This is a genomic window from Nocardia arizonensis (assembly GCF_001310275.1).
GTDB lineage: Bacteria > Actinomycetota > Actinomycetes > Mycobacteriales > Mycobacteriaceae > Nocardia > Nocardia arizonensis.
Genome location: NZ_LGYZ01000027.1, coordinates 25,134 through 50,517, shown reverse-complemented (window position 1 = coordinate 50,517; position 25,384 = coordinate 25,134). Strand labels below are relative to the sequence as shown.

Here is a 25,384-nt window from a genome sequence, read left to right as displayed (position 1 = left end):
CGGCCTGATCGTCAAGGAGAAAGGCGGCGTGCCGATCGAGGCCGTGCAGCTGACTCCTGACGGGCGCGGCGGCGAGGTCATCGGCATCACCGACGACGGCACGAGATATCAGGCCAGTTTCCGTCCGAGCGTGTTCGGCACGCCGGTCACCGACGTCACTCGACCCGACGGTTCTCAGGTCACCGTCGTGACGATCCCCGGACAGACCAACGGCGCGCCGTTGAGCCTCGTCACCCAGCCCGACGGCTACCGCGCCGTCGTCTCCCCGGATGGCGCCACCGTGCCGATCGATCGCTACAACAACGCCATAGGCGGCCCGAACTACGGCAATCAGTTCGATCCGTTCACCGCCACCTGGCGCACCGACCCCTACCATCGCCGCGGTCCGATCACCATGAACCCCGACGGCACCGGCAGGCAGGAATGGTTCACCTTCGACCGCGACGGAGTCGAGCGTTCGACCATCGCGCAATTCGACGCGAACAACAACCTCACGAAGCTGGACAGAAGCACCAACGCCGGGTCGGCGCTCGCGTACTTCGAGACCTACGACGGCATCACCGTGCCCACCTGGTCGGGATATCTCGACAACGGCGTCGTACAGGACGACGCGATCCTGGTCTGGGATATCGCATTGTCGGTCACCGGCATCCCGGAACTCGGCATATCCCTCGGCCGCGCCATCGGCACCCGACTCGTCGCCCGTGAACTCGCCGCCCAAGGTGTCTCGCGCGCCGGAATCGCGCTCACACTCGAACAACTCGGCACCGGCGCCACCACCTTCACCGGCCTCGCGGGCACGGGCCAAACCCTCGCACGATCCCCCCGCGTTCTTCCCGCCACCGAGGTATACGCCCCGACCGGTGCGTGGGACGCGGCCATCGCCCTCTCGGACAACGCCGTCGCGGCTGTCCGATCCGGAAGCGGCAGCGCAGGTTCGGCGGCGACCGCCATCAAACAAGCGGCCATATCCGGAGCGAACCTGTCCGGCGCCTACCTGACCGAAACGTCGATATCGCTGCGCACCTCGGCGTTCAGAGTATGGGACCGAATAGGCGCGGGCAGTTCACCGTATCTTTCCGCCGACGCCTATCTCGACCAGCAGTACGTACGCGCGGCCCTCGAGCGCGCGAACAGTGTCAATAATTCGACGAAGGTCGGCATCAGAAACCTTCCCGCCGGGGACACTGTACGACGCCTACTTCCGGTCAATCGCAAACTCCTGACGGTTCTGCAGATGAACAAGACGCTGGAAGGTTCGCTCCTGTACAACGTCGAACCGTTGGTCGCGCTGATGAAACAGCCGAAGGCAATCGACGTGCTCGACGATGTGATACGTGGTTTGCGCGACGGGAGCATGAGCGCCGCGCGAGCGGAACGCGTGATCGCCGAGTCCACCGAGTTGACCGAGTACCAGAGGACGGTATCGGCCCGGGTGGAGCGAACGGCGCAACGATACAGCGGGGGAGAAAGTCCACGCCAGCCGGGCTTCGATATCGGAAGGAAAGACGATACGAAGTACACCAGCGAATTTCTTACAGAAATGTACAACAAATGGGACGAAGCGCAGGATTCCCTCAATCTCCTAGCGAAGAAACTTTCCGAGTCCGTCGGCGGCAAGCCCGATTGGCGCAAGGTCCCCAAGAGTCGCGCACGCTCCGAAGCGAAGATCCGCCACGAATACAAAGGCGACGCCGCAAGACTCGTCGATCTGGCCGGAGCGAAAATAACCTTCGAAACAGTTGATCATGTCTATCGTGCACTCGATGATATCGAACGTTCGGGTATACAGATTACGAGGATCAAGGACCGATTCGTCGATCCGGCGCTCAGCGGTTATCGGGACATACTTCTGAATCTACAAGCAGAAAACGGCATGATAGTCGAATTGCGACTCCACTTGGCAAGCATCGACAAGGCGTCCGCGGAATTCGAACATGCGGTATACCAGGTCAGACGCAACATGGAAGACTTCATGGCGCTTCCCGGTAACAGTGAATCGGTAACGGAGGCCGCCGCTATCGCAAATGGACTCGCGGCAAGATCACGTGATATCTTTCGAGAGGAACTCGCGAAGGGAATACCCAAACCATGACGCACCCCATATACTACTCATACTTCAGTCAGCCACTGAAGGTCGAGCGATTCCCGGACGGCAGACTCGCGGGATCAGTTCTGGACGAGCTCACCGGCGAGTTCGTCCAGGCGAGCCAATACAACGTCCGCAACGCCGTCGCCAATATGAGCCACCCGGAAATATGGGAGGCGGATCTCGATGAATTCATCTTCCACACCGAAAGTCTTCGCCGTCAGTTCGCCTCGGGCGAGGGCCCCGTTTTCCCGCTGTATCAGGTCGTCAAGGGGATATACGATGTGGCGAGGGCGGAGGACCGCGCGGTCAACGACGAAGAACTCCAACTGATCACCGCCATATACCAACGAACCTTCGCGCTGTGGGAGACCGGGCAGGCCCGATCGTGAGATGAGGGGGCATCCGGCCTTTACGCGGCAACGTGGGTGAAAGGTTCAACGGCTCCGACGCGGAACAGGTTCCACGAGGGCCAGGAATTCGTCGGGCAGGTCTCGGACGATCTCGGCCCGATCGCACCGCGCTCGGGACGAACCCGTGCACCGGGCCCGACGATTCGGCTATTCATCACCGGTGAGCGCTACCTCGGTCGCTCGCGGAACCCGCCGAAAGATCCACGGCGAAATTTCCTCGGTGTCGATGTCGAAACCGCCGCTTGCCGTTCGACGTAGGGGTGAGTCAGGGTGGAGACGGTCCGCGAACGGTGGATCGGGCCCCGGCTCGACGACGAAGGAGCAACCGTATGCGAGTCATGATTCTGGGGAAGGCCACCGAGGACACCGAGCGCGGCGTCCCGCCCACCGCCGAAGAGTTCGCCGAGATGGAATCCTTCAACGAGGAGCTCGCCGAGGCGGGGGTGGTGCTGGCCGGCGACGGATTGAAGCCGAGTTCGGCTGGCAAGCGGGTGGCTTTCGATGAGAAGGGTAGCGCGTCGGTGCTCGACGGGCCGTTCGCCGAGACCAAGGAACTTGTCGCCGGATATCAGATCTGGGAGGTGTCCTCGCTGGAGGAGGCGCTCCAGTGGGTCCGCCGCGCCCCGATCCGCAATAGTGTCGTCGAGATACGGCCGCTCTACACCGCCGAGGATTTCGGCGAAGCGTCGACGCCCGAGTCGCGCGAGGCCGAGGCCCGGCCGCGCGAGGCGACCGGCGGGTAGGACCGAGGGCGTCGGGTGACCAGTGCGACCCAGCGGACCGTCGAGGCGGTCTGGCGGATCGAGTCGGCGCGATTGACCGCCTGTCTGGCGCGAACCGTGAACGACCTGGATCTGGCCGAGGACCTGGCCCAGGACGCGCTGATAGCGGCACTGGAACAGTGGCCGGAGTCGGGTGTCCCGGACAAGCCGGGCGCCTGGCTCCTGGCCGTCGCCCGCAGGCGCGCGGTCGACGGCTTCCGTCGCCGGGTGAACCTGGAGCGCAAACTCGCACTGCTCGCCCGCGAGACGCCCGAGGGCGACGATCCGATGGAAACGATCGAATTCGACAGGCAGGTCGGCGACGACGTCCTCCGGCTGATGTTCACCGCCTGCCACCCGATGCTGGGCCGCGACGCACGGGTGGCGCTCACGCTCAAGACGGTGGCGGGACTGTCCACCGACGAGATAGCCCACGCCTTCCTGATCCCGCCGAGGACGCTCGGCCAACGGATCTCACGGGCGAAGAAGACGTTGTCGAACGCGGGAGTCCCGTTCGTGGTTCCGGTCGGTGACGAGCTGGCCGCGCGGCTGGCCTCGGTGCTCGAGGTCGTCTACCTCGTCTTCAACGAGGGATACGCCGCCAGCGGCGGCGATTCCTGGATGCGTGACGAGCTGTGCGCGGAGGCCATGCGGCTCGGTCGGATGCTCGCCGCGCTCGCACCCGACGAGCCGGAGCCACACGCACTCGTCGCGCTGATGGAGTTCCAGGCGTCCCGCTTCCGTGCCCGAACCGACGCCGACGGCAGGCCGGTGCCGCTCGACCGTCAGGACCGGACCCGCTGGGACCGGTTGCTCATCACGCACGCCGAGGGTGCGTTGCGGCGGGCCGACCACCTCGGCGGGCGCGGGACCTACGTGCTACAGGCACGGATCGCCGCCTGCCATGCGCGCGCGTCGAGCGCGGCCGTTACCGACTGGCACCGCATCGCCGAGCTCTACCACGAACTCAGCGAACTCACCGGCTCGCCGGTGGTCGAGTTGAACCGGGCCGTCGCGGTGTCGATGGCCCACGGCCCCACAGCCGCGTTGTCCATCGTCGACGAGTTGTCCGGCATCCCCGCCCTACGCGGCTACCACCTGCTGGCGGCGGTCCGGGGCGACCTGCTGCTCAAACTCGAACGTCGCGACGAGGCACGCTCGGAGTTCGAACGGGCCGCGGCGATGACCGGCAACGCGACCGAGCGGACATTGCTGCTCGACCGGGCCTCGTCCTGCTGAAATCGGCCGCGGGGCCGGAAAGCGGTGAGCGGCAACATGTCACGGGCGTCACGTTCAGCGGGCTCGGGCGCGAGACAGGTTCCACGAGGACCAGGAATCGTCGGGCAGGTCTCGAATGATCTCGGCGCGTATCGCACCGCGATCCGGTTCGGGGAGTCGGTCCAGGGCGGGCAGTACGTCGGGGGACAGACCTTTCAGATACCAGGTGTCGAGTGGCTTGCCGTCGAGCATGCGGTCGATATTCCGTTCGGCGACAAGGCGTTCCGGGTCAAGGATGGCCAGGGCCAGCAGTGCGGCGAAGGCGGCGCCGATGGCGGCGCGGGGCAGCCAGGCGGCGTCCAGACGGACCAGGGCGGCGATCACCAGCAGGAAGATCAGTCCCAACCACAGCTCGCAGGCGCCGACCAGCAGGCGCAGCACCGTGAAACCGTAGGCGTCCTGATAGGTCCACATCCGCAGCACCGACGACGCCACGATCACCAGCGACAGCACGCTGACCGAACCCGCCAGCCCGCGCAACCACCGCCGATCGGCGGACTCGTCACGGTCGGCCCAGCGCAATACGGCCAGGATGACCGCGACGGTGAGCAGCGAGACGATCGCCAACTGCCAGAAGCCGCGGCGCGCGTATTCGGCGTAGGTGAGACCCGCGGTGCGCATGACGTAATCGTCTCCGCCGAACAGGGCGACGAACTGCATGGCGACGAAAATCGCGAAGAGCGCGGTGAGCGCGCCCACGGGCAGTCCCCATTCGGCCCGCCGCAGCGAGCGCCGTGGCTGCCGGTTCGGATCGGCGGCGGGCAAAGGTCCCGCCAGCAGGTGCAGCGCGCCGAGGGCGCCGAAGGCGACCAGGCCGAACACCAGCGCCCACCGCAGGACCGCAGCGGTGTCGGCCGAGGGCAGCAGATCCGTGATCGCGGCGTCGAAGGTCGCGTCGGCCGAGGCCAGCAAGGGAACGAACACCGCGAGCAGCACTGCCGTCGCCGCCACCGACCAGCCGACGCGCAGCGCGGGCCGACCGCCGCGGGGCCGTCGCGTGCCCGCCAACGCCCAGGGCACCGCGGGGAACGCCGCCATCGGCACCGCCACCACATCCCACCACGCGCCGCGCACCGACCGCCGACCCACGACCGCCAGCGAACCCGCCACCAATGCCGCGGCCACGCACAACGCGAACAACCAGCCCGCGGCCCGCACCGCCCCCACCGCGACCAACCCGAAGGCGATGGCAGCCCAGAAGATCCGTTCCCGGCACGCGCCGAACCCCTCGCTCGGCGCACCCCCGGTCACGGCCGCGCCCCGACGGGCACGATGATCCACCGCGAACACCGCACCCGCGGCGACGACGCAGGCGAGCAACCAGCCGATTCCGGGCCGATCCACCGGAATCATCACCGCCGCGCCGAATCCCGCGACCGCCGCCGCGGGAACCACACCCGGCGGACGCGGAATCCTGCGCCACCGCAGCACCGGACGAGCCGGAATCGGCGCGGACACGGCCGGTTTCCCGACCCCGTCCCCCGGTCCGAGCCGTCCACCAGGCGCCGAGTCCGCCCCCTCGGCCGAACCGATCTGCTCGACGGCCTCGGCAACCACCCGCGCACCCGAGGCGATCGCCTCCGCCGACACCGAACCATCCGCTCCCGCCGAGACGGAATCCGGCCCGGCTGAATCCCCCTCGGTCGGCGGGAGGTCAGGCGAGGGCGCCGATATCTCCGTAGGTGGCCCGGGCGGCGTTGCGGGCGAGGCGGATTCGGGGGAATTGTCCGACATGGTGACTCCTCGAAGGCGTGTTCGGTCCACCCGGCACCTCCAGCGGTCCGGGAATGTGGGAGGGTGTGGCCGACCGCGGCGGTCGGCGCGCAGATCAGGGGGCCGGTAGGGAGACCCGGATTCGGGAGCCGGGGTCGGCCACGGCGATGGTGCCGCCGTGCAGGTCGACGATCCAGCGGGAGATGGCCAGGCCGAGACCGGTTCCGCCGCCGTCGGCCCGGCCGCCGCGGGTGAAACGATCGAAGACCCGGGCGCGTTCGGAGCGGGGAATACCGGGGCCATCGTCTTCGACGTCGATGATCGTGTGGCCGGGCGCGGAGTGCGCGGTGATGCGCACCTCCCCGCCCGCGGGGCCGTGCCGGGCGGCATTGTCGAGCAGGTTCAGCAGCACCTGGTGCAGGCGCGCCCGGTCGGCGTGGACGGACAGGTCGCCGGTCGGCACGCGGGTCAGGAAGCGCACACCGCGCCCGAGCGCGGCCGTCATTACCTCGGCCTCGGCGACAACCTGGGCCAATAGCGGTGCGACGGCGATCGTTTCGCGGTCGAGGGGTAAAGCGCCGGCTTCGATGCTGGACAGGTCAAGTAGTTCCGAGATCAGCAGGCCGAGCCGATCGGTCTGGGCGAGTGCGGTGCGCAGGGTGTCGGGATCGGGATCGGAGACGCCGTCGACCAGGTTCTCCAATACCGCGTGCAAAGCCGTTATGGGCGTGCGCAATTCGTGCGACACGTTGGCGATGAGGTCGCGGCGCTGTCGGTCGGCGGCGGCCAGGTCGGCGGCCATCTGGTTGAACGCCTCGGCGAGTTGCCCGACCTCGTCGCGGGAGCTGGCCCGCACGCGGCGGCTGTAGTCGCCGTGGGCCATGCGTTTGGCCGCCGCGGTCATCTCGCGCAGCGGCCTGGTGATGCCGTGCGCCAGGAATTGCGAGGTCACCAAGGCGATCGCCACGGCGGTGACGGTGGTCTTCGGTGGCAGCCACCCGATCCTGAATCCGAAGAATCCGAAGGCGACGCCGCCGGACACCACCATGAGGATGGCCAGTTTCAGCTTGATCGAGCGCACCGGATCCAGCGGGCGCGGCATGACACGGACGATCGTCTGACTCCACGCGCGAAAATCCTTCGGCAGCCGCGGATTCCGCGATCGAGCCGCCCCCGTCGCGGTCACGGCGTCTCCAGCGCGTAGCCGACGCCGTGCACGGTGCGGATGAGGTCGGCCCCGAGTTTGCGGCGCAGCGCCTTGATGTGGCTGTCCACCGCCCGGGTGCCCGCGGCGTCGGCCCAGTCCCACACCTCCTCGAGCAGCCGCTCACGCGCCAGTACGACCCGCGGCCTGCGCGCGAGACGCACGAGCAGTTCGAATTCCAGCGGAGTGAGCTGGGCTTCACTCTCGGCCCGCCACACTCGGCGCTGGTCAGGATCGATGCGAAGGTCACCGACGACGATGGCGGCCGTCTCGCGGTCGGCCGCGCGCTCGACGCGCCGCAGCAGGGCCCGCACGCGCGCGGCCAGCACGCGCATGGAGAACGGTTTGGTCAGGTAGTCGTCCGCGCCGACGCCGAGTCCGATCAGCTGATCGGTCTCGTCGGTGCGCGCGGTGAGCATGAGCACCGGAATCGCCCGGTCGGCCTGGATGCGGCGACACACCTCGAGTCCGTCGAAGCCGGGCAGCATGACATCGAGTACCACCAGATCGGGCGATTCGGCCCGGACCGCGGCCACGGCGGCGGGGCCGTCGTGGGCGAGGCCGACGGTGAACCCCTCCGCGCGCAGCCGCGCCGCGATCGAATCCGCGATGGTGACCTCGTCGTCCACCACGAGAATCCGCCGCGCCCGCCCGAACGCCGGTGCGCTGTGTTCCATGTACGGAACCCTAGCCACCGCATGTGGAGGGCAACGGTGGCATATGTGGAGATTCGGTGAGCGTCGCCGAGGCCGGTCGCGTCAGGCGACCGGGCGGGTCCTGTCCAACCAGGTGTCGAAGGTGGTCGCGGAGAGTGCGGCGCCGGAGTCCGGCAGCAGCTCGCGGCCGGACAGTATCGCCCCGAAGTAGCGTGCGTTCGGGTCGGCGATCACGATGCGGGCGTCGCCGCGCGCTTTCAGTCCGTGCGCCACGAACGCGTCGAGACCGAATACCTCGGGTCCGGCGATTTCGAGGACTCCGTTGCGCGGCTCGCCCACCGCGACCTGGGCCAGCGCCTTCGCGACATCGTCGGCGGCCATCGGCCGCACCAGCGCCGACGGCAGATGGACGTGGTCGCCGACGGTCGCCGATTGCGCGATGCCCTCGAAGAATTCGAAGAACTGGGTCGCGTGCACGATGGTGTACGGCATGGGCGAACTCTCGATGAGCCGTTCCTGCAACACCTTCGCGCGCATATAGCCGCTGTCGGGCAATCGCTCGGTGCCGACCACCGACAGCGCGACATAGTGCCGCACTCCCGCCGCCGCCGCGGCGGCAAGGATATTGGTGGTCGCGGTGGTGAAGAATTCCAGGACGGCGGTCTCCTCGAACGACGGCGAATTCGACACGTCGACCACGACGTCCGCGCCCGCGAGCGCTTCCGCCAGTCCGGCGCCGGTGAGGACGTCCACCCCCGACCGCGGCGAGGCAGGGACTGCCTCGTGACCGTGGGCGCCCAATTCGGTGACGAGTTTCGATCCGATGAGTCCGGTACCGCCGATGACAACGATTCTCACGATGCGTTCCTCTCCTGGCCGGTGCGCCGGACCACTCCGCGCGGGCCGTACGCCCGCGTCCTGGTGTCCGCTCCCGGCATTTCCAGTGGACAGCAAACCTCGGACACATACACGGTGGACGAAACCGCTCCCCCGCGCAATCATCGGCATGCCGATTTTCGACGACTCATGCTTTGATGGCAATATCCCGATAGCCAGATCCTTATCGTCGCCGGTTTCGGACGATTCGCCGCACACCCCTGGCTACCGTTGCGCTCGAGCCGAGCGTAACCGTCGCGCAAATCGCTCGGCATTCCTAGCCTCTGCGGACATGACAACGGATCTCGGCACTCCCCTCAACGACATCGGCGACGCCACGGCCGCCGCCGTCGGCAAGGACCCGGGCGCCGCGCTCGTCGTGTTCCGCGCCGAGGGCTCCCCCGAAGGCACGGTCGGCAGCGCGATCACGCTCGGCGCGCACACCGTGCACGTGGACGAACCGCCCGCTCTCGGCGGCACGGGCACCGCGCCCAATCCGGTCGAGTTCTATCTGTCCGCGCTCATCTCCTGCCAGGTGGTGCCAAGGCGTTCTTCGGTGAGACGATCTCCAATCCCCAGAACCACATCCTCGATATCGCGGGCATCGCCGAAGTGGCGCACACCGCGGGCGTGCCGCTGATCGTGGACAACACCGTCGCCACCCCTTACCTCATCCAGCCGCTGGCCCACGGCGCCGATATCGTCGTGCACTCGGCGACCAAGTACCTGGGCGGGCACGGCACGGCCATCGCGGGCGTGATCGTCGACGGCGGCGGATTCGATTGGCGCGGTGGACGTTTCCCGGGATTCACCGAGCCCGACCCGAGCTACCACGGCGCGGTTTACGCCGATCTGGGCGCGCCCGCCTACGCGCTCGAGGCGCGCGTGCAGTTGCTGCGCGACCTCGGTTCGGCGGTCTCACCGTTCAACGCCTTCCTCATCAGCCAGGGTCTGGAGACGCTGAGCCTGCGCATCGAACGGCACGTGAGCAATGCGCAGGCGGTGGCGGAATTCCTCACCGAGCAGCCGAACGTGACCTGGGTGTCGTACGCGGGCCTGCCCTCCTCCCCGTGGTACGAGCGTGCGCGGCGGCTCGCGCCGCGCGGCGCGGGCGCGGTGATCGGTTTCGAACTCGCGGGCGGTGTGGACGCGGGCAAGCGGTTCGTGGAGGCGCTGACCCTGCACAGCCATGTCGCCAATATCGGCGACGTGCGCTCGCTGGTCATCCACCCGGCCTCGACCACCCACTCCCAGCTCACCCCGGAGGAGCAGCTGGGCGCGGGCGTCACCCCCGGACTGGTGCGTCTGGCAGTCGGCATCGAGGGCATCGCCGACATCCTCGATGATCTGCGCGCCGGATTGGCCACGGCGGGAGTGTGATCCGATCGCGGTGGCGGCGGCTCGGGCGCGACGCCGCCACCGTGCATAGGATGGACTCGCGTCACGCGGACACGTGACGCCGGCCGACGAGTGTGGGACGGTCCTCGCCGGTCGGGTGCGTGTGGTCCCGCGGGAGCGAATGTGGATACCGACCTCGCGCCCCGGCGGCCCTTCACCCGCTACGTCGCCATCGGCGACAGCCAGACCGAGGGCGTCGGGGATCCCGACGGCATGGGCGGATATCGCGGTTGGGCCGACCGGTTCGCCGAACTGCTCGGCGCGGCCTGTCCCGACGTGCTGTACGCGAATCTGGCGGTGCGCGGTCGCCGGATCGAGGCCATTCGCGCCGAACAACTGGACGCGGCACTGGCTCTCGGCCCGGACCTGGTCACAGTGCTGGCGGGGATGAACGACCTGATCCGTCCGGGTGCGAGCCGTGCCGGGTTGCTGCGTGAACTCGACACGGTGTTCGGTGCGCTCGTCGGATCGGGCGCGACGGTGGTGAGCTTCACCTTTCCCGATCTCGGCGCGGTGATACCGCCGGCGCGTCCGCTCTCCGCGCGCATCTACGCGCTCAACGACGATGTGCGCGAATTGGCCGAGGAACACGGCGTCGTCCTCGTTGACATCGAAACCGCGGAGGTGACCGGCAATCCCGCGGTGTGGGCCGAGGACCGCCTGCATCTCAATCCGCTCGGTCACGATCTGCTGGCCCGCGCGGTCGCCGACGCGCTCGCGCTGCCCGGGTCCGACGGCAGCTGGCGCGAGCCGCTGCCGTTCCCGGAGCGCGGGTACGCGCGCTCGATGGGTGCGGGATTGCGGTGGGCCACCCGATATCTGCTGCCGTGGGCCGCTCGCCGCGCCGCGGGGCGCTCCGCCGGCGACGGCGTGACGGCCAAGCGCCCCGACCTGCTGCCCGTCCTGCCGTGAGCCATCGCCGGAATGCGTCGGATTCCGGCGGCGACGGTGCCCCGACCCCGCGGTGACCGCGGTCAGGCCAACAGGTGCGGCAAACCCGCGCGATAGCGGTCCGCGTCCAATGCGCGCAGCGGGGCGAATTCCGCGGGCTCGACCAGCGGGAATATGGTCGCGCGCCCCCCGGGGTCACCGGCGGCGTCCATGATGGCGTTGGCCGCGCTGCGGCCGGATTCGTTCGCGCCCTCCATCGTCGCGAGATCGATGTTGTTGCGGACGTGGTCCCCGCCGAAGAACAGGTTCGGGATGGCGCAGTGCGCGGTCGGTCGGTGGTCGTAGGAGCCGATCGTGTTCACCAGCAGCGGCGTCTCGTTGTGGGTGACCCCGCCCGACCAGGTGATGCCGGGGTCAAGGTGCCAGGAGTGGATATCGCTGTCGCGCAGCCAATTCGTGGAGGTGTTGAGCCAGCGTTTCAGCTGTGCCCAGCTCTCTTGCGCCACTTCCTCGGCGGTGCACTGTTTGGCGGGTTTGCCGAACAGCAGACCCGGTGAATCCCAGTCGGAGATATCGGCGCTGAGACATTCCATGACCGTCCCGTCGCCGTAGCGGCTCGGGAAGTCGACCGGCCACATGGGCGCCTGCCGCAGTGCGGTGATGGCCCACGGCGAGCCGAGCGCCGCGATGTGGCCTTCGGGCAGATCGGTCGGGCGGGTGAGATAGAACTGGATGCCGACCATCCAGTCGCTGATCAGTTCGCGCATACCCGCGAGATGCGGGTCGGCATCGAGGATGTCGTCGCCGAGGACGTCGACCGTCTTCTCCACCGGCATGGCGCACAGATACCAGTCGGCTTGCACCGTTCGCGCCGCGCCGCCGTCGTGCACGGTGGCCCCGCTGATCCGGCCGCCGTTCAGATGCAGCCGAGTGAGCCTGGGGCCGACGACGAATTCCACTCCGCGCGAACGCAGATACGTCACCCACGGGTCGATCCACACCTCGTTGGTCGGGCCGTTGAGGATCTGGTCGGCGCCGCCGCGGTATTGCGGATACAGTCCGGTGCCCGCGAGCATGAGCGCCTGGCCGATGGTGCCGATGGTGCGCGCGGAACTCAGATGCGGTTTGGCGGCGACGGTGATGCGGGTCAGTGCCGAGACCAGGTACTCGCGGTAGGCGGGCGACTTGCCCTCGGCCTGGAGCATGTCCTCCCACGAGACGTATTCGAACTGGCCGAATCTGCGTTCGGTGGAGCTGGTGAACCACATGGTCATCTGCTTGCCGAAGAAGGCCAGTTCCGCGGGCGGGAGTTCAGGAATGAATCCGAAAGCGGACACAATGGACGACTGGATCAGTTGCGGGGTCAACTGGGTGATGCCGTCCAGCCCGACCGGGGCGAAGATCGGCGGGCGGTCGCGGAAGCCGACGACCGCGGATTCGACCCGGACCAGATTGTCGCGCACGCCGTTCGGATTGCCCGCGAACGGGATTCGCGACATCGTATCGGGCACGTGCTGGTAGCAACCGGGGAAGAAGCGGAACCCGTGCTCGCCGGGAAGGTCGAGCCGTCCCCCGCTGCCGGTGCCGGGCACCCCGAGACTGCGTGCCTTGCCGCCAAGGTAGGACGGTTCGTACACGGTCACCCGGTAGCCGCGCTCGCACAGTTCGTGCGCGGCCGACAGGCCCGACATCCCGCCGCCGAAGATGGCGACATCGCGACCCGACGGCTGCGCGCGACCGGTGGCGGCCGTCCCGGCGGTCGCCAGTGCGGCTCCGGCCAGGACGGCGCCGCGTAGAACGGTTCTGCGGTCGACGGTCGCGGGCAATGCGGTGGCACGACGGTTGTTCATCGTTGATCTCCCGAATAGTGCGAAAGGAACAGTGCTGCGGTAGGAGCGGCTACGGGACGGGTGGTGAGCGAGAAGAGCTCAGGAGGCGGTGCGGCGAGGCTCGCCGAGCGCGTGCGTCTCCGCGAGCGCGGACAGGCCGACGGTCCGGTCGCCGAGCACGGACTGCACGGCGACGCCGATGGGCCGCAGCGACGCCTCGGCGAGATCGCGGACCTCGTCGGCGATCTGCGTCAGCGCTTCCCGGCGACGACCGTCGGCGCGCAGGAAGGCACGGGCCGCCAGACCGGCCAGACCGGTCGGGCCGAGCACCGAGGTCGGGCGGCGGGTGCGCGACATCACCTCGAGGGTGGCGGCCGCGAGCCGGGTGTCGCGGGTGGCGGTGCGGTAGAGCTCGATCTCCAACGGCCCCATCGCCGTTCCGCGCGCGAGTCGATTGGTCCAGCGGTACATGCCGAGGCATTCGCGTTCGCGTCGGTCCTCCCACTCGCGCAGCGCGGCGTCGAGTGCACGCGGCTCGTCGAGCACATCGGCGACCGCCTCGCCGAGCAGCCTGCCGTAGCGCAGCGCGTCCCGAATCCCTTGCGCGGTCACCGGATCCTTGAAATGGCCCGCGTCACCGGGCAGCGCCCAGCCCGGTCCGGACGACCTTCGGAAATACGACATCAGATCGGTGGCGGACCGGACCCGACCCACCATCTCGCAGCCGTGCAGACGGTGCGCGAGCGGCGCGATGGCGTCGACCGCCTCGCGGTAGACCTCGTGCGCGGGCCGCCGCCGCCCGAAGTCGACCGGCGGCTGCACCAGACACAGGACCAGGCCGTCGTCACACGGGAACGCGGTGCCGAGCAGCGCGCCGACGCGCCACTGCGCCGCGACCCGCCGCCGGGTCGGGTGCGGATCGGTCCAGTAGGCGAAATAGCAACTGCGACCGCTCGTCTCGTCGCGGTAGGGATGGTCGGCGCGCACCGCGCGGGCGACCGTGCTGCGGCGGCCGTCGCCGCCTACGACAAGCGCCGCGCGCACTTCCCGTTCGCCGCGCTCACGATCGGTGTAGCGCACGCCAACGACCCGATCGCCGTCCCGGATCACCTCGGTTACCCGGCATCGCTCCCTGACCTCGACCCCCGCCGCGCGGGCGGTGGCGACCAACGCGGCGTCGAGTCCGACGCGCCGCACACACAGGGCGTAGTCGACGCCGTCGACCTCGGGAAAACGCGCGCGGATCTCGTAGCCCGAGCCCGCGGCCAGCGCGGTGGTCAGCGGCGGCGCGCCGAGGCCGAGCACTCGGTCCAGCGCGCCCATCCGGCGCAGTTCGGCGACGCCCGCCGGCCAGAGCAGATGCGTGGAGAGGGTGTCGGAGGGGAAGGCCGCGGCATCGACGGCGATGACGTGACGGCCCGCGCGGGCGAGCGCGACGGCCGTCGCGGAACCTGCGCATCGTGCGCCGACAACGACCACATCGGCCGTTTCGACCGCGGAGACGGAACCCATCGAACACTCCGGTCACTATGTCTCGGACGCTATGTCCTACTTCTTGATGGGTGGAGGCTACACCCGCCGCGACCGGTGTATCGGCGGAATCGGGACGATCGTCGAATTGTGGATGTGCACAATGGGACCCATGCACTCGACAGAAATTCACCGATGCCGTCGCTGACGCGAGTCACGGTGAGCCGCCGCAATCACTCCGACGAGCGCCGCAACGAGTTCGAGGAACAGGTCCTCCAGGCATTGGAAGGGCTGATGGCCGACGGAACGCCCTATACCGAACTCGCCGTCCAGCGCATCGCCTCCGCCGCCAACGTCGCGCGCTCGACCTTCTACCGTCATTTCCCGGACAAGTCACAACTGCTCATCCGCATGGCCGACCTGGCGACCGAGGATCTGTTCGACGCGGCCGAGAACTGGTGGCGCGCTGACCATACCGACGCCGAACGCAGCGTCGTCGAGGCGATGGAACGGATGATCTCCGGATTCCGCCGCCACCGGCTGCTGCTCATGGCCCTTACCGAGGTCTCGGCCTACGACCGCGACGTCGGGCACTACTGGCGTTCGCGTGTGCGGGCATTCATGCAGGTCGTCTGCGAACGGCTGAGCACGGAACGCGACAGCGGACGGGTAGAAGCCGATCTCGACATCCCCGCCACGGCGATCGTGCTCACCGCGATGGTCGAACGCTCGATGACCACGGTCTTCGGCGCGGACACGCCGATCGAGGACGAGCGGTTGGCGAGCACGCTGGGCCGGGCGATCCTGCTCATCACCTATGGCACGAATCGGGCGCCGAATCGTACTGAGCCCTAGCCTGCCGGGTCCGCGACGACACGCACTCCGCCCCGCGTCGTCGCAGGCCCGGACCCATCAGATCCATCGCCGTGCCGGAGCGTTACGACCGCGACCGTGGCTTCACCCGGAACAGGTGATGATTCCCTGCGGCGACCGGACGACAATCGGCGAGTCCGGCCCGATGTCGACAGGAGTGCGCCGTGTCCGACCCATCCCGGGTTCCGTGCTCGCGGTCGAACTCGGCCTCCTCGAGGACCTGCCCATGACGATCTCGCTGACCGGCGCGCAGTGGCCGGCCCGCCTCGCGCCCTAGGGGTCGGCCGGTGCGCTGGAGCACGGGCATCAGCCGGTTGCCCGGGATCGCGACGGCCCGGACCTACCACCGCGATTGGCTACGTCCTGACATCACCGCCGGACTCGTCCTGACCGCACTGCTGATTCCGGCCGGTATGGGCTACGCCGAGGCGGCCGGACTGCCCGCCTACGCCGGTCTCTACGCCACCATCGTCCCGTTGCTCGCCTACGCGCTGGTCGGACCGTCGCGCATCCTCGTCCTCGGGCCGGACTCCTCACTGGCCCCGCTCATCGCCGCGGCGGTGCTGCCGCTGGCCGCCACCGACGATCCGGCGCGAGCGCTGGCGCTGGCGGGGGTGCTCGGGGTGCTCGTCGGACTGATCCTGCTTATCGGCGGATTCCTGCGGCTCGGCTTCGTCACCGAACTGCTGTCCAAGCCGATCCGGCTCGGCTATCTGAACGCCATCGCGCTCATCGTCGTGGTGGGCCAGCTGCCCAAACTGCTCGGCTTCTCCGTGACCGCGACCGGAGTGCTCGGCGAGATCGCCGAATCCGTGCGGGCGATCCTCGACGGCCGCCTCGACTCGGTGGCCACGGGAGTCGGGATCGGCGCGCTGGCGGTCATCGTCGCGTTCAAGATCTGGCTGCCCGCCGTGCCCGGCGTGCTGGTCGCGGTGCCCGCCGCCATCGCGCTGTCGGCAGCCGTCGAACTCGACACCGAGATCGGCATGGTCGGCGCACTGCCGCCGGGATTGCCACTGCCCTCGTTCGGCGGGGTCGGTCTGCACGATATCGGATATCTGGTCGGCCCCGCCGCGGGCATCGCGCTCGTCGCCTTCGCCGATACCGGTGTCCTCTCCCGCACCTTCGCAGCCCGCCACGGAGAAGATGTCGACGGCAGCACCGAGATGAAGGCGATCGGCGTTGCCAATGTCGCGGGCGGACTGTTCGGCGGTTTCCCGGTGTCGGGCAGCGGTTCCCGCACGCCGGTTGCCGAACAGAGCGGCGCGCGAACCCAATTCGCGTGCGTGGTCGGTGCGCTGGCGGTGCTGGCGTTCGTCCTGTTCGCGCCCGGGGTGACCGCGTATCTGCCCGACGCGGCGCTGGCGGCGGTGGTCATCGTCGCGGCCACCGCACTCATCGACGTGCGCGGCATGATCCGCATGTGGCATATGAGCGGGACGGAATTCGCACTCGCGGTCGCGGCCTTCCTCGGCGTCGTCTTCGCCGGTGTGCTCGAGGGAATCCTGGTGGCGATCGGCCTGTCGTTCCTGGCCGTGGTGGTGCGGGCGTGGCAGCCATACCGGACGGAATTGGTGCGCACCGCCGATCGTCCCGGCTTCCACGACATCGAACGACATCCCGAAGGACAGCGCATCCCCGGTCTGGTGCTGGTCCGCTTCGACGCGCCGCTGTTCTTCGCCAACGGCCGGATCTTCGACGATTACGTGCGCGCGGTGGTGGCCCGCGCCCCGACACCGGTCGACTGGGTGGTCGTGGCGGCCGAGCCGATCACCGGACTCGACACCACCGCCGTCGACGAACTCGTCGACCTCGACCGCTATCTGGAAGGCAAGGGCATCCGCCTGGCCTTCGCCGAGATGAAGGGACCGATCAAGGATCGCCTGACCCGATTCGGCGTCGCCGACCGCTTCGACGCGACCCACTTCTACCCCACCGTCGAGGCCGCGGTCACCGCCTTCGACCGGCGCACTCCCCCGCCCTCGACCGGAACGAGCCCATCATGAACCGAGCCGATCGCCCGACCGAGGCCGCCGCCGTCCGCAGCCGACGGTGGTCGGCGCGGGCGGTATTCGTACTCGCCGCGGTCGCCGTCGCGGTGCCGGTGCTGTTCGCCGGACTGCTCGGCACCGCCGGACTGTTGCTGGTCGGGATCGTCGGCATGGTGGTGACGGTGGCGGCGGTGTACTGGTTCCTGGCCAGGCGCGGGTTGCCGCGCGCGGGGGCGCTGGTGATCGCCGTGGCCGCGCCGGTCTTCGTCTTCGTCCTCTACATCCGCGCGAATCTGCTATGGGTGGTTCTGGTGTCGTGTGCCGTGGCCGCGCTCGCGCTGATCTGTGCGCGGTTCGCGCTGGGCGGAGACGAATCCGACACGGGGATGCCCGAATTCACGGTCGAGCCGCCGCGCAGACCATTCCTGATCATGAATCCGCATTCCGGCGGCGGCAAGGTGGCGAAGTTCGATCTGCACCGCAAGGCCGCCGATCTCGGCGCGGAAGTGCTGCTGTTGGAAGGATCGGACGCCATCGACGTCGAGGCGGCGGCCCGTGCGGCGGTCGCACGCGGGGCGGACCTGCTCGGGGTGGCGGGCGGCGACGGAACCCAGGCACTGGTGGCCGGTGTCGCCGCCGACAACGATCTGCCCTTCCTGGTGATCAGCGCTGGCACCCGCAACCATTTCGCCATGGATCTCGGACTCGACCGCGACGATCCGGCCACCTGCCTCGACGCCCTGATCGACGGCGTGGAACTGCGGATCGACCTCGGGAACGTCAACGGCCGTCCCTTCGTCAACAATGCCTCCTTCGGCCTATACGCCGAGCTCGTGCGCAGTCCCGCCTATCGCGACGACAAGACCGCGACGGTACTCGATATGCTGCCCGATCTGCTTGCCGGACAATCGGCTTCGCATCTGCGCGCCTGGATCGATGAGACGGTGGTCGACGGTCCGCAGGCGGTCCTGGTGAGCAACAACCCCTATGGCAGCGGCGATCTGGCCGGCTCGAGCCGCCGCGAACGGCTCGACCGCGGGGTGCTCGGGGTGGTGGCGGTCTCGGTCGCCAACGCACGCGAGGCCGTCGACCTGTTGCGACTGAGCCGGTTGCGGCGACTCGTCCAGCGCAGCGCCGCCGACGTGGTCGTCGACGCGGCCGTCGATCGCATTCCGGTCGGCGTGGACGGTGAATCACTGATGCTGGAGACCCCGGTGCGGTGCACGATTCGACCGGGCGCGCTGCGGGTCCGGGTGCCGCGCAACCGTCCCGGTGTTCCCCCGGCGACTCCCCCTGTCGACTGGATTCGCCTGCGGGAGCGGGCCCGTCGCCCCCGCCACGCGGCAGGCGTCTGATCCGCGCCGGTCAGTCCGGCGGGCGCCCGGACGCATCGAGCAGCAATTCCGCGACCGACCTCAGCCGCCGCGCCATCTCCGGGTAGGTCGAATAGTTCATACCCGCCTGGATCATGGCGCCGCTGACCGCGATATTGAGCGCGTCGAGGACGGCGTCGGTGCACGATTCGCCCGCCGCGACGCGCAATCGGTCGGCGATCGCGCCGCCGATGCGGGCCCGCAGCCGGGCCACGTCGGGGTCGCGGCTCAGCACCGCCGCCGAGGCGGCCACGCTCAGTTCGGGATCGGCGGCCAGCAGCGCGCCGAGTTCGTCGAATACCGTGGCGAGCCGTTCCCGCGGAGTCGCCCCGACCAGCGGGGCCTTCGACCATTGCCGGATGCGGCGCCAGAACGCCTCGGCGACGAGATGATGCTTGGCGGAGAAATAGCCGTAGGCGGTGGCGTGGGTCAATCCGGCGCGACGGCACACCTCGCGCATGGACAGCTGATCGTATCCGCGCTCGCGCAGCACCTCGAGTCCGGCGTCGAGCAACCGATCCGCCGTCTCGGCCGACCGTCCGGCGATCGCCCGACGGCTCGACATCGCTTCCATCGCTGCCTCAGACATGAGGTTTACACTAGGCTTTACACCTGTAAGATTCAATCGGCCGCCACGGATATCCGCTCCGGCCCGTCACACCGATCGCGTAGGAAGCAGAGTCGTCGATGAAGACAAAGGGCGCCCTGATCTGGGAATTCAACCAGCCTTGGACGGTCGAGGAGATCGAGATCGGCCAACCGCGCCGCCACGAGGTCACCGTGCGGATGGAGGCGGCGGGCATGTGCCACTCGGACCACCACCTCGTCACCGGCGGCATTCCGATGGCGGGGTTCCCGGTGCTGGGCGGGCACGAGGGCGCGGGTGTCATCATCGAGGTCGGACCGGATGTGGAGGATCTCGCGGTCGGCGACCACGTCGTGCTGTCGTTCATCCCGTCCTGCGGCAAATGTCCCTCGTGTCAGGCGGGTCTGCGCAATCTGTGCGATCTGGGCGCGCTGCTGCTGGCGGGCACCTCGGTCACCGACGGAACGCACCGCGTCACCGCGCGCGGCCGCGACGTCTACCCCATGACCCTGCTCGGCACCTTCGCCCCGTACGCGGTGGTGCATCAGGCATCGGTGGTCAAGATCGACCCGTCGGTGCCATTCGAGGTCGCCTGCCTGGTCGGCTGCGGTGTCACCACCGGATACGGTTCGGCCACCCGCGCCGCGGACATCCGCCCGGGCGAGGATGTCGCGATCATCGGCATAGGCGGACTCGGCACCGCCGCGCTCCAGGGCGCGGTGCACTGCGGAGCGCGCTACATCTTCGCCGTCGACCCCGTGGACTGGAAGCGCGAGCAGGCGTTGAAATTCGGCGCCACGCACGCCTACGCCACCATCGAGGAGGCGACCGCGGCGTGCGCGGAGATCACCGCGGGCGGTATGGCCAAGAAGGTCATCGTCACCGTCGGCGAGGCCCGCGGCAAGGACGTCGACACCTGGCTCGGCATCACCGCCAAGGCGGGCACCTGTGTGGTCACCGCGATGGGCAACCTCGTGGAAAACGAGACCACCCTCAATATCGCGATGCTGTCGCTGTTGCAGAAACGGTTGCAGGGCACCCTGTTCGGCGGCGGCAACCCGCACTACGACATTCCGCAACTGCTGGCGATGTACAAGGCGGGCAAACTCAACCTCGATGACATGGTCACCCGGCAGTACCGACTGGACCAGATCAACGACGGCTACCAGGACATGCTCGAGGGCAAGAACATTCGCGGCGTCATCCGCTTCACCGACGACGACCGCTGACCCACGATTCGAGGACCGACCGTGACCACCATGCACCCCTGCGAGCCCGTCGAATTGGATTTCCTCGACACCGCGCCCGGACGCTTCAGCAACAGCGTCGATCTCGCGATCACCCCCGAGCAGGCGTTCGACGTTCTGGCCGAGGCCGAACCCTGGCCGCGCTGGGCCACCGTGATCACCAACGTGACCTGGACCAGTCCGCGACCGCACGGCATCGGCACCACCCGCACGGTCGACATGCGCGGTGGCATCGTCGGCGAGGAACGCTTCCTGGCCTGGGAGCCCGGTAAGCACATGGCATTTCGTTTCGAGGCGTGTTCGACCGCCGCGCTCGAGGCATTCCTGGAGGACTACCGGATCGAGCCGACACCGGACGGCTGCCGTCTCACCTGGACGCTGGCCAATCGTCTGCGCGGACCCGCGAAACTGTTCTCCTTCGCGTCCGCCCCGATCATGAACTTCATGTTCAAGCGGTTCCTGGCGAACCTTCGCCGTTACACCGACACCCGATTCGCCACCGCCGCACACTGATCCGCGTCCCACGCGAAACACCATGCCCCGTGGGCCCGCAGTCGCGGTCGATGCCGATCTCACCTCCGACGTGCGCATCGCGGGCCCCGAGGGCGGCCCGACCGCCGAACTGCCGCATGGTTTCCCGCAGAGGATTCGACAACGGGCCGCGAACCCGCGATCATTACTGCACGCACGATATTCGTGACCGCGCCGCACGGCGGACCCGCGGTCGATCGTGCTTCTCGAGTGGACAACGTCGCGTCCGCACATCGTCACACACACAGGTTGTGCCGATGGCCTATTCGCGTGCCCGAACACGTTGTCGGTTGCACAGGACCGTCTCGGAGCCGAACACGGCGGCCATATGCTGGCTGCACCGACCGGTTGCCCTGAGCAGGTTCACACCAACCGATAGGAACCGAATATGCCGAAGTTCTACCGAACCCTCGCCATGGCAGGAATCGCCACGGCCGCTGTGAGTTTCGCGGCACACACCGCGATCGCGGAGCCATCGGCCGAGCCCACCCCCGGTCCCGCCACCAGTTCCGTCGCCCCGACCACCGAGCCGGCGCCCGCCACCACCACGCCGTCCACGTCCCCCTCGGCGACCAGCACCCCGGCAACGCCGACCACCGTCGCGCCGAGCGCCACGCCGACCGAGACCACGCCCACCGAGACCACGGTGCCCGAGCCGACCTCTGTCGCACCGGGCGAGCCCACGCCCGCCCCGGCTCCGAGCGAGACGGCCCCGGGTGATCCGGCGACCCGGGTCGCGTGCATGTTCGAGGACGCCTCGGTGGAGGTCTTCGCCAGCGAGGCCGACGCCCAGAAGGCCGCGGAGGGCAAGAAGGTGGCCATCCTGGCCTGCGCGCCGCATCCCATCGAAGAGCACAACTGACGCGGCACCGGGGCGACAAACGTTGTCGCCCCGGACGATTCATTCGGGAGTGAACGCTCGGTTCCCCGGTCCACATCCAGCAGGCCGGGGATTCGGGCGTGCTCGCGTGCGGTCGATCCGACCGCACGGAGGTGGGCGACCGGGCCTGCGACGGCCGGTGCCCACCGGACGACGGGGGACATATCGTCGACCGGTGGGCATTCGGCCGCACCTCGACGGCGGTTCACCGGCATCCTCGAACTGCCGGGAACTCACCGGATATGCGGCGAGGAGGGTGCCGTCGGGAGAGGTGGGGGGTTTCCCGCCGACACCGGCGCTCGTACCGATTCGAGCGCACCACCGATGCTAATCGCGGCCCGCCGAAGGCGTGCCCGGACACGGCGAGTCCTGGTCAGGCCACGATCCGCTCCGCGTCGGCGCTGTGCATCGACACAACCGGCGTCACGCGGCCGGATGCGGACTCCGTTGTGGCGGTGAGGCGTTCGCCATCGACATCGATTCGGAAATCGCCCCCGAGCCAGGTCAGGACATCGAGCGGCGACGCGATCACACCGATGGTCCGGTGGCGCAACGAGTTCGATCAAGCACCGGCGGCGGTGTCAGCTCTCGAGACATCGGAGTCCCCCGCACCGCCCGCGGCGGCGGGGAAACCGTATTTCATCATCGGCACGATCGTGGTCCGAACGAAGGCGCGCGCGGCATCGGCGTCGGCGAAGTCGACACCGGCCTGCGGCGTGAGCAACAGCGAATGCGCCAGCCGGGCAACCAACTCCGCCACCGGACGGGTGTCGTACCGACGGATCGCGCCGCGCTGCTGAGCCGACTCCAATATGCCGGAGATATAGGCGATGCCTTGGGAAACCATCTCTTCGCCGCGCACGGTGTAGAACGACAGCGCCTCATCCGGCGCCACCTCGATGAGCTGGACCACCAGCGGATGGGTGCGGGTCAACCGCAGGATGTAGAGGACCGTCTCCTCGATCTGAGTGTCGACATCCGGCGCGGATCTGGTGATCGCGGTGACCTCGCCGAGGATGCGTTCGATCTCGCGCGAGAGAACCGCGTCGACGACATTGTCCTTGCCCGCGAAACGGCGATAGATCGTCACGCGATTGATCCCCGTGCGCCGAGCGATGTCGTCGAGACTGGCCCGGCGAATCCCGACCTGGAGAATACGGGTGAGTGCCGCGTCGAGAATTTGCTCATCGAGCTCGTCGTATGCCCGCGCCATGCATCCACGTTACGTCTGACACGCTCCGGTCACCAATTTGCTGTGAAACCTGTGTCATCATGCACATCGAACACTGCCGATCTCTGCCAAGCCGACCCAGTTCAGGCGTGTGCGTCAACCGTGAGACGCAAGATGATAGGTTCCCGCCTGGCCTGTTCCCATGTTTGCCGACATCACCGCGTGCCCGGAGATCGTGGCCTGGGCGGTGATAGCGCCATCTCCCACCGGCCGACTCGACGGGCTCATCCCCGCATACGCGGGAAGTGTCAAGGGCACGCCAGTCAACGTGCTGCCGACAGCATCGACCGTTCTGGGGTAGCTCTCGTTATTGCGCAGGTCGAGGGCTACTTCTCGGGTAGCTGGCGGGTCAGTTCCGCGGTGTAGTCGATGAGAAATGCGACAGCTCTCCGCAGATTCTCGTCGGTCATTTCAAGGTCGCCATCGGCAGTTCGGGTGTATTGGACGTCAATCTCCAAGGTGGCGTTCCAGACCCCGGTGCGGATGGCCAGTAGGACCTGCTCGATGGAGTACCAGGGGTTCTTGCGCCAGTCCCAGATCCAAATTTCCCTGCCGTCGACCACGGTCTTCTCGTACCCTCTGAGATTTCCGGTCGGATCGGGATCGTCGGGAGCGTGGCGCACCAGATACTTTCCCGTGGCCAAGCCGTCACCGGTGTTAACCAGTGTGCATTCGCCTCGGTAGACCACGGTCACCTCCGGACTGAGCACCGGGGCGGAGCGCAGGTCTACCGCCCCTAGCTCACCGACGAAGAAACCGGTCAGCGACTCACAGACATCGGCGACGGTCACCTGTGATCCCAGACCGACCGCGGGATCGGGCTGCTTCACCGTGGAACAACCGACCAGTATCGCCGACGCCGCGACGTAGGCCGCGATACTGCTGGTCGTGGTCGCATACAGCCTGTGCATCTACAACTTCCAATCCGAGCCGTCGCCGTCGGTGACCGAGGCATCGCCGATAGCGGTGTGGATTCCCTGGTAGCCGGAGCCGTAACTGTCCACCACCCCCGGGGGCCACTGGTTGGCGGGCAGACCTTTTTGAGCGGCCAGAGTGTCGTAGATCTTGTTGCCCTCGACCATGTTCGTCAACGCGTTGTCCGCGACCGACTTCGCGATGCCCAGGATGAACGTTCTCGACGCCTGCACCGCACTGGCGAGGTTCGAGGACGCGGTAAGGTATCCCATCGGGAAGTTGAAGGCCGAGGAGATGTAGGAACCGGTGAGACCAGTGACGGTCGTGATCAGGTCCTGGGCCTTGGTGGCCAGGTCGGTGTAGAGGGTCAACTCGGCTTTGGAGATCGATTCGAGGCTGCCGGCGATCTGTTCGGCCGCCGCGCCGAGCGAGGTGCACGCCGCGCTCTGGCGACCGTGGATGTCGCGGTAGCGGTTCGAGGCGTCGCCCTGCCATTCGGTGTAGAGAATGGTTTCGGAGATCGCTGTGAACGCTCGGTCGATATCGTTCTTCACCCCGCGCCACTGCGCCGCGTAATCGATGAAGGTCACGGGCACATTCAACCCCGGTTCCATCTCGGCCAGCTTGTCCCACGTCTCACCGAGCGCGTCGTTGATCTTGTCCCGGTTCTCCCACACCAGGTCGACATGTCGTTCGGCGAGGAACGGGCCGGCGATACTCCCCGAAGCCGCTCCCGCAGCGCCGTTAGCGCGGATCAGGGCGACGAGTTTGCCGTGCCATTCCTGGACCTTGGCCGGAAGGTTCCCGATCTCGCTCTGGCTGGAGCGGATCGCGGTGATCTGTTTCTCCAATTCCTCGCGGCTGGTCAAATCTCGCCTTCTTGGTTCCTGATGACGTGGGCCCCGGCCTCGTCCTCGGCCTGGTAGGTGTCATGGGCGTACTGCAAGGCCCGCGCGATGTCGGTGAACACCGTCCGACCTTCCCGCAACCTGTCGACGAAGTAGCCCGGCGCGGGTTTGTACTTGTTCAGAGCCAGCGCGAACGTGCCCGCCTCGTTCTCACTGATGGTGAGTCCGAACGCGGTGGCTGCCGCCCGGTCGAAGTGCGCGGCCGCCTGGTCCCACTTCGTTACCGCGTGCTGCATCAGGTCTAGCGAGACCGCTACCTTATCCGACATCC

The 25,384-nt window shown here is 68.0% G+C and carries 25 protein-coding genes and 1 pseudogene; 14 read left to right on the top strand and 12 right to left on the bottom strand.

Translation table 11 applies throughout. The annotated features are described in order from the left end of the window. Window positions 1–28 precede the first annotated feature (28 nt). The 4 genes from APZ21_RS04205 (at window position 29) to APZ21_RS04185 (ending at window position 4,502) form a co-directional block, all read left to right on the top strand. The gene (locus APZ21_RS04205) at window positions 29–2,095 is read left to right on the top strand and encodes a nucleotidyltransferase family protein (RefSeq protein ID WP_156370649.1); all 2,067 of its coding nucleotides are present in this window, start codon (window positions 29–31) and stop codon (window positions 2,093–2,095) included. Next, a complete protein-coding gene (locus tag APZ21_RS04200; RefSeq protein ID WP_054811877.1) occupies window positions 2,092–2,481 on the top strand; it encodes a hypothetical protein in 390 nt (129 codons plus the stop codon). The genes APZ21_RS04205 and APZ21_RS04200 overlap by 4 nt, the downstream gene beginning before the upstream one ends. A 350-nt stretch (window positions 2,482–2,831) precedes the next feature. Then, window positions 2,832–3,245: a YciI family protein gene (locus APZ21_RS04190; RefSeq protein WP_054811875.1), complete on the top strand. Its 414-nt coding sequence runs from the start codon at window positions 2,832–2,834 to the stop codon at window positions 3,243–3,245. 15 nt (window positions 3,246–3,260) lie between these two features. Then, on the top strand, window positions 3,261–4,502 hold the full coding sequence (locus APZ21_RS04185) for an RNA polymerase sigma factor (RefSeq protein ID WP_054811874.1): 1,242 nt from the start codon (window positions 3,261–3,263) through the stop codon (window positions 4,500–4,502). A 54-nt stretch (window positions 4,503–4,556) separates the two neighbouring features. On the opposite strand, the gene APZ21_RS04180 is transcribed toward APZ21_RS04185, so the two are convergent. From APZ21_RS04180 to APZ21_RS04165, 4 genes are all read right to left on the bottom strand, one after another. Further along, window positions 4,557–6,131: a DUF4153 domain-containing protein gene (locus tag APZ21_RS04180; RefSeq protein WP_239476480.1), complete on the bottom strand. Its 1,575-nt coding sequence runs from the start codon at window positions 6,129–6,131 to the stop codon at window positions 4,557–4,559. 238 nt (window positions 6,132–6,369) lie between these two features. After that, the gene (locus APZ21_RS04175; RefSeq protein WP_054811873.1) at window positions 6,370–7,356 is read right to left on the bottom strand and encodes a HAMP domain-containing sensor histidine kinase; all 987 of its coding nucleotides are present in this window, start codon (window positions 7,354–7,356) and stop codon (window positions 6,370–6,372) included. 80 nt (window positions 7,357–7,436) lie between these two features. Then, complete coding sequence (locus tag APZ21_RS04170) at window positions 7,437–8,135, bottom strand: response regulator transcription factor (protein WP_082392825.1); 699 nt, start codon at window positions 8,133–8,135, stop codon at window positions 7,437–7,439. Between the two features lie 81 nt (window positions 8,136–8,216). After that, on the bottom strand, window positions 8,217–8,972 hold the full coding sequence (locus APZ21_RS04165; protein ID WP_054811872.1) for an SDR family oxidoreductase: 756 nt from the start codon (window positions 8,970–8,972) through the stop codon (window positions 8,217–8,219). Window positions 8,973–9,282: 310 nt separating this feature from the next. Here APZ21_RS04165 and APZ21_RS04160 point away from each other — a divergent pair, with 310 nt between their 5' ends. From APZ21_RS04160 to APZ21_RS04150, 3 genes and pseudogenes are all read left to right on the top strand, one after another. After that, window positions 9,283–9,630, top strand: a complete 348-nt coding sequence (locus APZ21_RS04160) for an OsmC family protein (protein ID WP_174553551.1) — start codon at window positions 9,283–9,285, stop codon at window positions 9,628–9,630. Continuing rightward, window positions 9,534–10,370: pseudogene (locus APZ21_RS04155) on the top strand (PLP-dependent transferase); the annotation flags it as partial. The gene APZ21_RS04160 and the pseudogene APZ21_RS04155, both read left to right, overlap by 97 nt. A gap of 141 nt (window positions 10,371–10,511) precedes the next feature. Further along, window positions 10,512–11,300 carry an SGNH/GDSL hydrolase family protein gene (locus tag APZ21_RS04150; RefSeq protein WP_054811871.1) on the top strand — a complete coding sequence of 263 codons (789 nt, stop codon included), beginning with the start codon at window positions 10,512–10,514 and terminating at the stop codon, window positions 11,298–11,300. 62 nt (window positions 11,301–11,362) lie between these two features. Here the strand turns inward: APZ21_RS04150 and APZ21_RS04145 are convergent, their stop codons facing one another. Beyond that, window positions 11,363–13,129 (bottom strand): hydroxysqualene dehydroxylase, encoded by a 1,767-nt coding sequence (locus APZ21_RS04145; protein WP_054811870.1) that lies wholly within the window; start codon window positions 13,127–13,129, stop codon window positions 11,363–11,365. A gap of 78 nt (window positions 13,130–13,207) precedes the next feature. Beyond that, window positions 13,208–14,620, bottom strand: a complete 1,413-nt coding sequence (locus APZ21_RS04140; RefSeq protein ID WP_082392824.1) for an NAD(P)/FAD-dependent oxidoreductase — start codon at window positions 14,618–14,620, stop codon at window positions 13,208–13,210. A 153-nt stretch (window positions 14,621–14,773) separates the two neighbouring features. On the opposite strand from APZ21_RS04140, the gene APZ21_RS04135 reads away from it, so the two are divergent. The 4 genes from APZ21_RS04135 (at window position 14,774) to APZ21_RS04125 (ending at window position 18,797) form a co-directional block, all read left to right on the top strand. Continuing rightward, window positions 14,774–15,433, top strand: coding sequence for a TetR/AcrR family transcriptional regulator (locus APZ21_RS04135; protein ID WP_054811869.1), 660 nt, complete (start codon window positions 14,774–14,776; stop codon window positions 15,431–15,433). A gap of 163 nt (window positions 15,434–15,596) precedes the next feature. Next, the gene (locus APZ21_RS35960; protein ID WP_275426180.1) at window positions 15,597–15,728 is read left to right on the top strand and encodes a hypothetical protein; all 132 of its coding nucleotides are present in this window, start codon (window positions 15,597–15,599) and stop codon (window positions 15,726–15,728) included. 10 nt (window positions 15,729–15,738) lie between these two features. After that, window positions 15,739–17,457: a SulP family inorganic anion transporter gene (locus APZ21_RS04130; protein WP_054811868.1), complete on the top strand. Its 1,719-nt coding sequence runs from the start codon at window positions 15,739–15,741 to the stop codon at window positions 17,455–17,457. Beyond that, window positions 17,454–18,797 carry a diacylglycerol/lipid kinase family protein gene (locus tag APZ21_RS04125; protein WP_054811867.1) on the top strand — a complete coding sequence of 448 codons (1,344 nt, stop codon included), beginning with the start codon at window positions 17,454–17,456 and terminating at the stop codon, window positions 18,795–18,797. The genes APZ21_RS04130 and APZ21_RS04125 overlap by 4 nt, the downstream gene beginning before the upstream one ends. Window positions 18,798–18,807: 10 nt before the next feature. Here APZ21_RS04125 and APZ21_RS04120 read toward each other — a convergent pair whose 3' ends face one another. Further along, window positions 18,808–19,404 carry a TetR/AcrR family transcriptional regulator gene (locus APZ21_RS04120; RefSeq protein ID WP_082392823.1) on the bottom strand — a complete coding sequence of 199 codons (597 nt, stop codon included), beginning with the start codon at window positions 19,402–19,404 and terminating at the stop codon, window positions 18,808–18,810. A gap of 98 nt (window positions 19,405–19,502) precedes the next feature. On the opposite strand from APZ21_RS04120, the gene APZ21_RS04115 reads away from it, so the two are divergent. From APZ21_RS04115 to APZ21_RS04105, 3 genes are all read left to right on the top strand, one after another. After that, entirely contained in the window at window positions 19,503–20,630 is a 1,128-nt protein-coding gene (locus APZ21_RS04115; RefSeq protein ID WP_054811865.1) for an NDMA-dependent alcohol dehydrogenase, read from the top strand. A 30-nt stretch (window positions 20,631–20,660) separates the two neighbouring features. Then, the gene (locus APZ21_RS04110) at window positions 20,661–21,161 is read left to right on the top strand and encodes an SRPBCC family protein (RefSeq protein WP_054812022.1); all 501 of its coding nucleotides are present in this window, start codon (window positions 20,661–20,663) and stop codon (window positions 21,159–21,161) included. Between the two features lie 406 nt (window positions 21,162–21,567). Beyond that, entirely contained in the window at window positions 21,568–22,041 is a 474-nt protein-coding gene (locus tag APZ21_RS04105) for a hypothetical protein (protein ID WP_054811864.1), read from the top strand. 391 nt (window positions 22,042–22,432) lie between these two features. Here the strand turns inward: APZ21_RS04105 and APZ21_RS04100 are convergent, their stop codons facing one another. The 5 genes from APZ21_RS04100 to APZ21_RS04080 form a co-directional block, all read right to left on the bottom strand. Further along, window positions 22,433–22,591: a hypothetical protein gene (locus APZ21_RS04100; RefSeq protein ID WP_156370647.1), complete on the bottom strand. Its 159-nt coding sequence runs from the start codon at window positions 22,589–22,591 to the stop codon at window positions 22,433–22,435. Window positions 22,592–22,621: 30 nt separating this feature from the next. Next, complete coding sequence (locus APZ21_RS04095; protein ID WP_054811862.1) at window positions 22,622–23,272, bottom strand: TetR/AcrR family transcriptional regulator; 651 nt, start codon at window positions 23,270–23,272, stop codon at window positions 22,622–22,624. Window positions 23,273–23,616: 344 nt separating this feature from the next. Continuing rightward, window positions 23,617–24,201 (bottom strand): hypothetical protein, encoded by a 585-nt coding sequence (locus APZ21_RS04090; RefSeq protein ID WP_054811861.1) that lies wholly within the window; start codon window positions 24,199–24,201, stop codon window positions 23,617–23,619. Then, window positions 24,202–25,074 carry a hypothetical protein gene (locus APZ21_RS04085; protein ID WP_054811860.1) on the bottom strand — a complete coding sequence of 291 codons (873 nt, stop codon included), beginning with the start codon at window positions 25,072–25,074 and terminating at the stop codon, window positions 24,202–24,204. Beyond that, on the bottom strand, window positions 25,071–25,382 hold the full coding sequence (locus tag APZ21_RS04080) for a hypothetical protein (RefSeq protein WP_054811859.1): 312 nt from the start codon (window positions 25,380–25,382) through the stop codon (window positions 25,071–25,073). Before APZ21_RS04080 ends, APZ21_RS04085 begins: the two co-directional genes overlap by 4 nt. Between the last annotated feature and the right edge of the window lie 2 nt (window positions 25,383–25,384).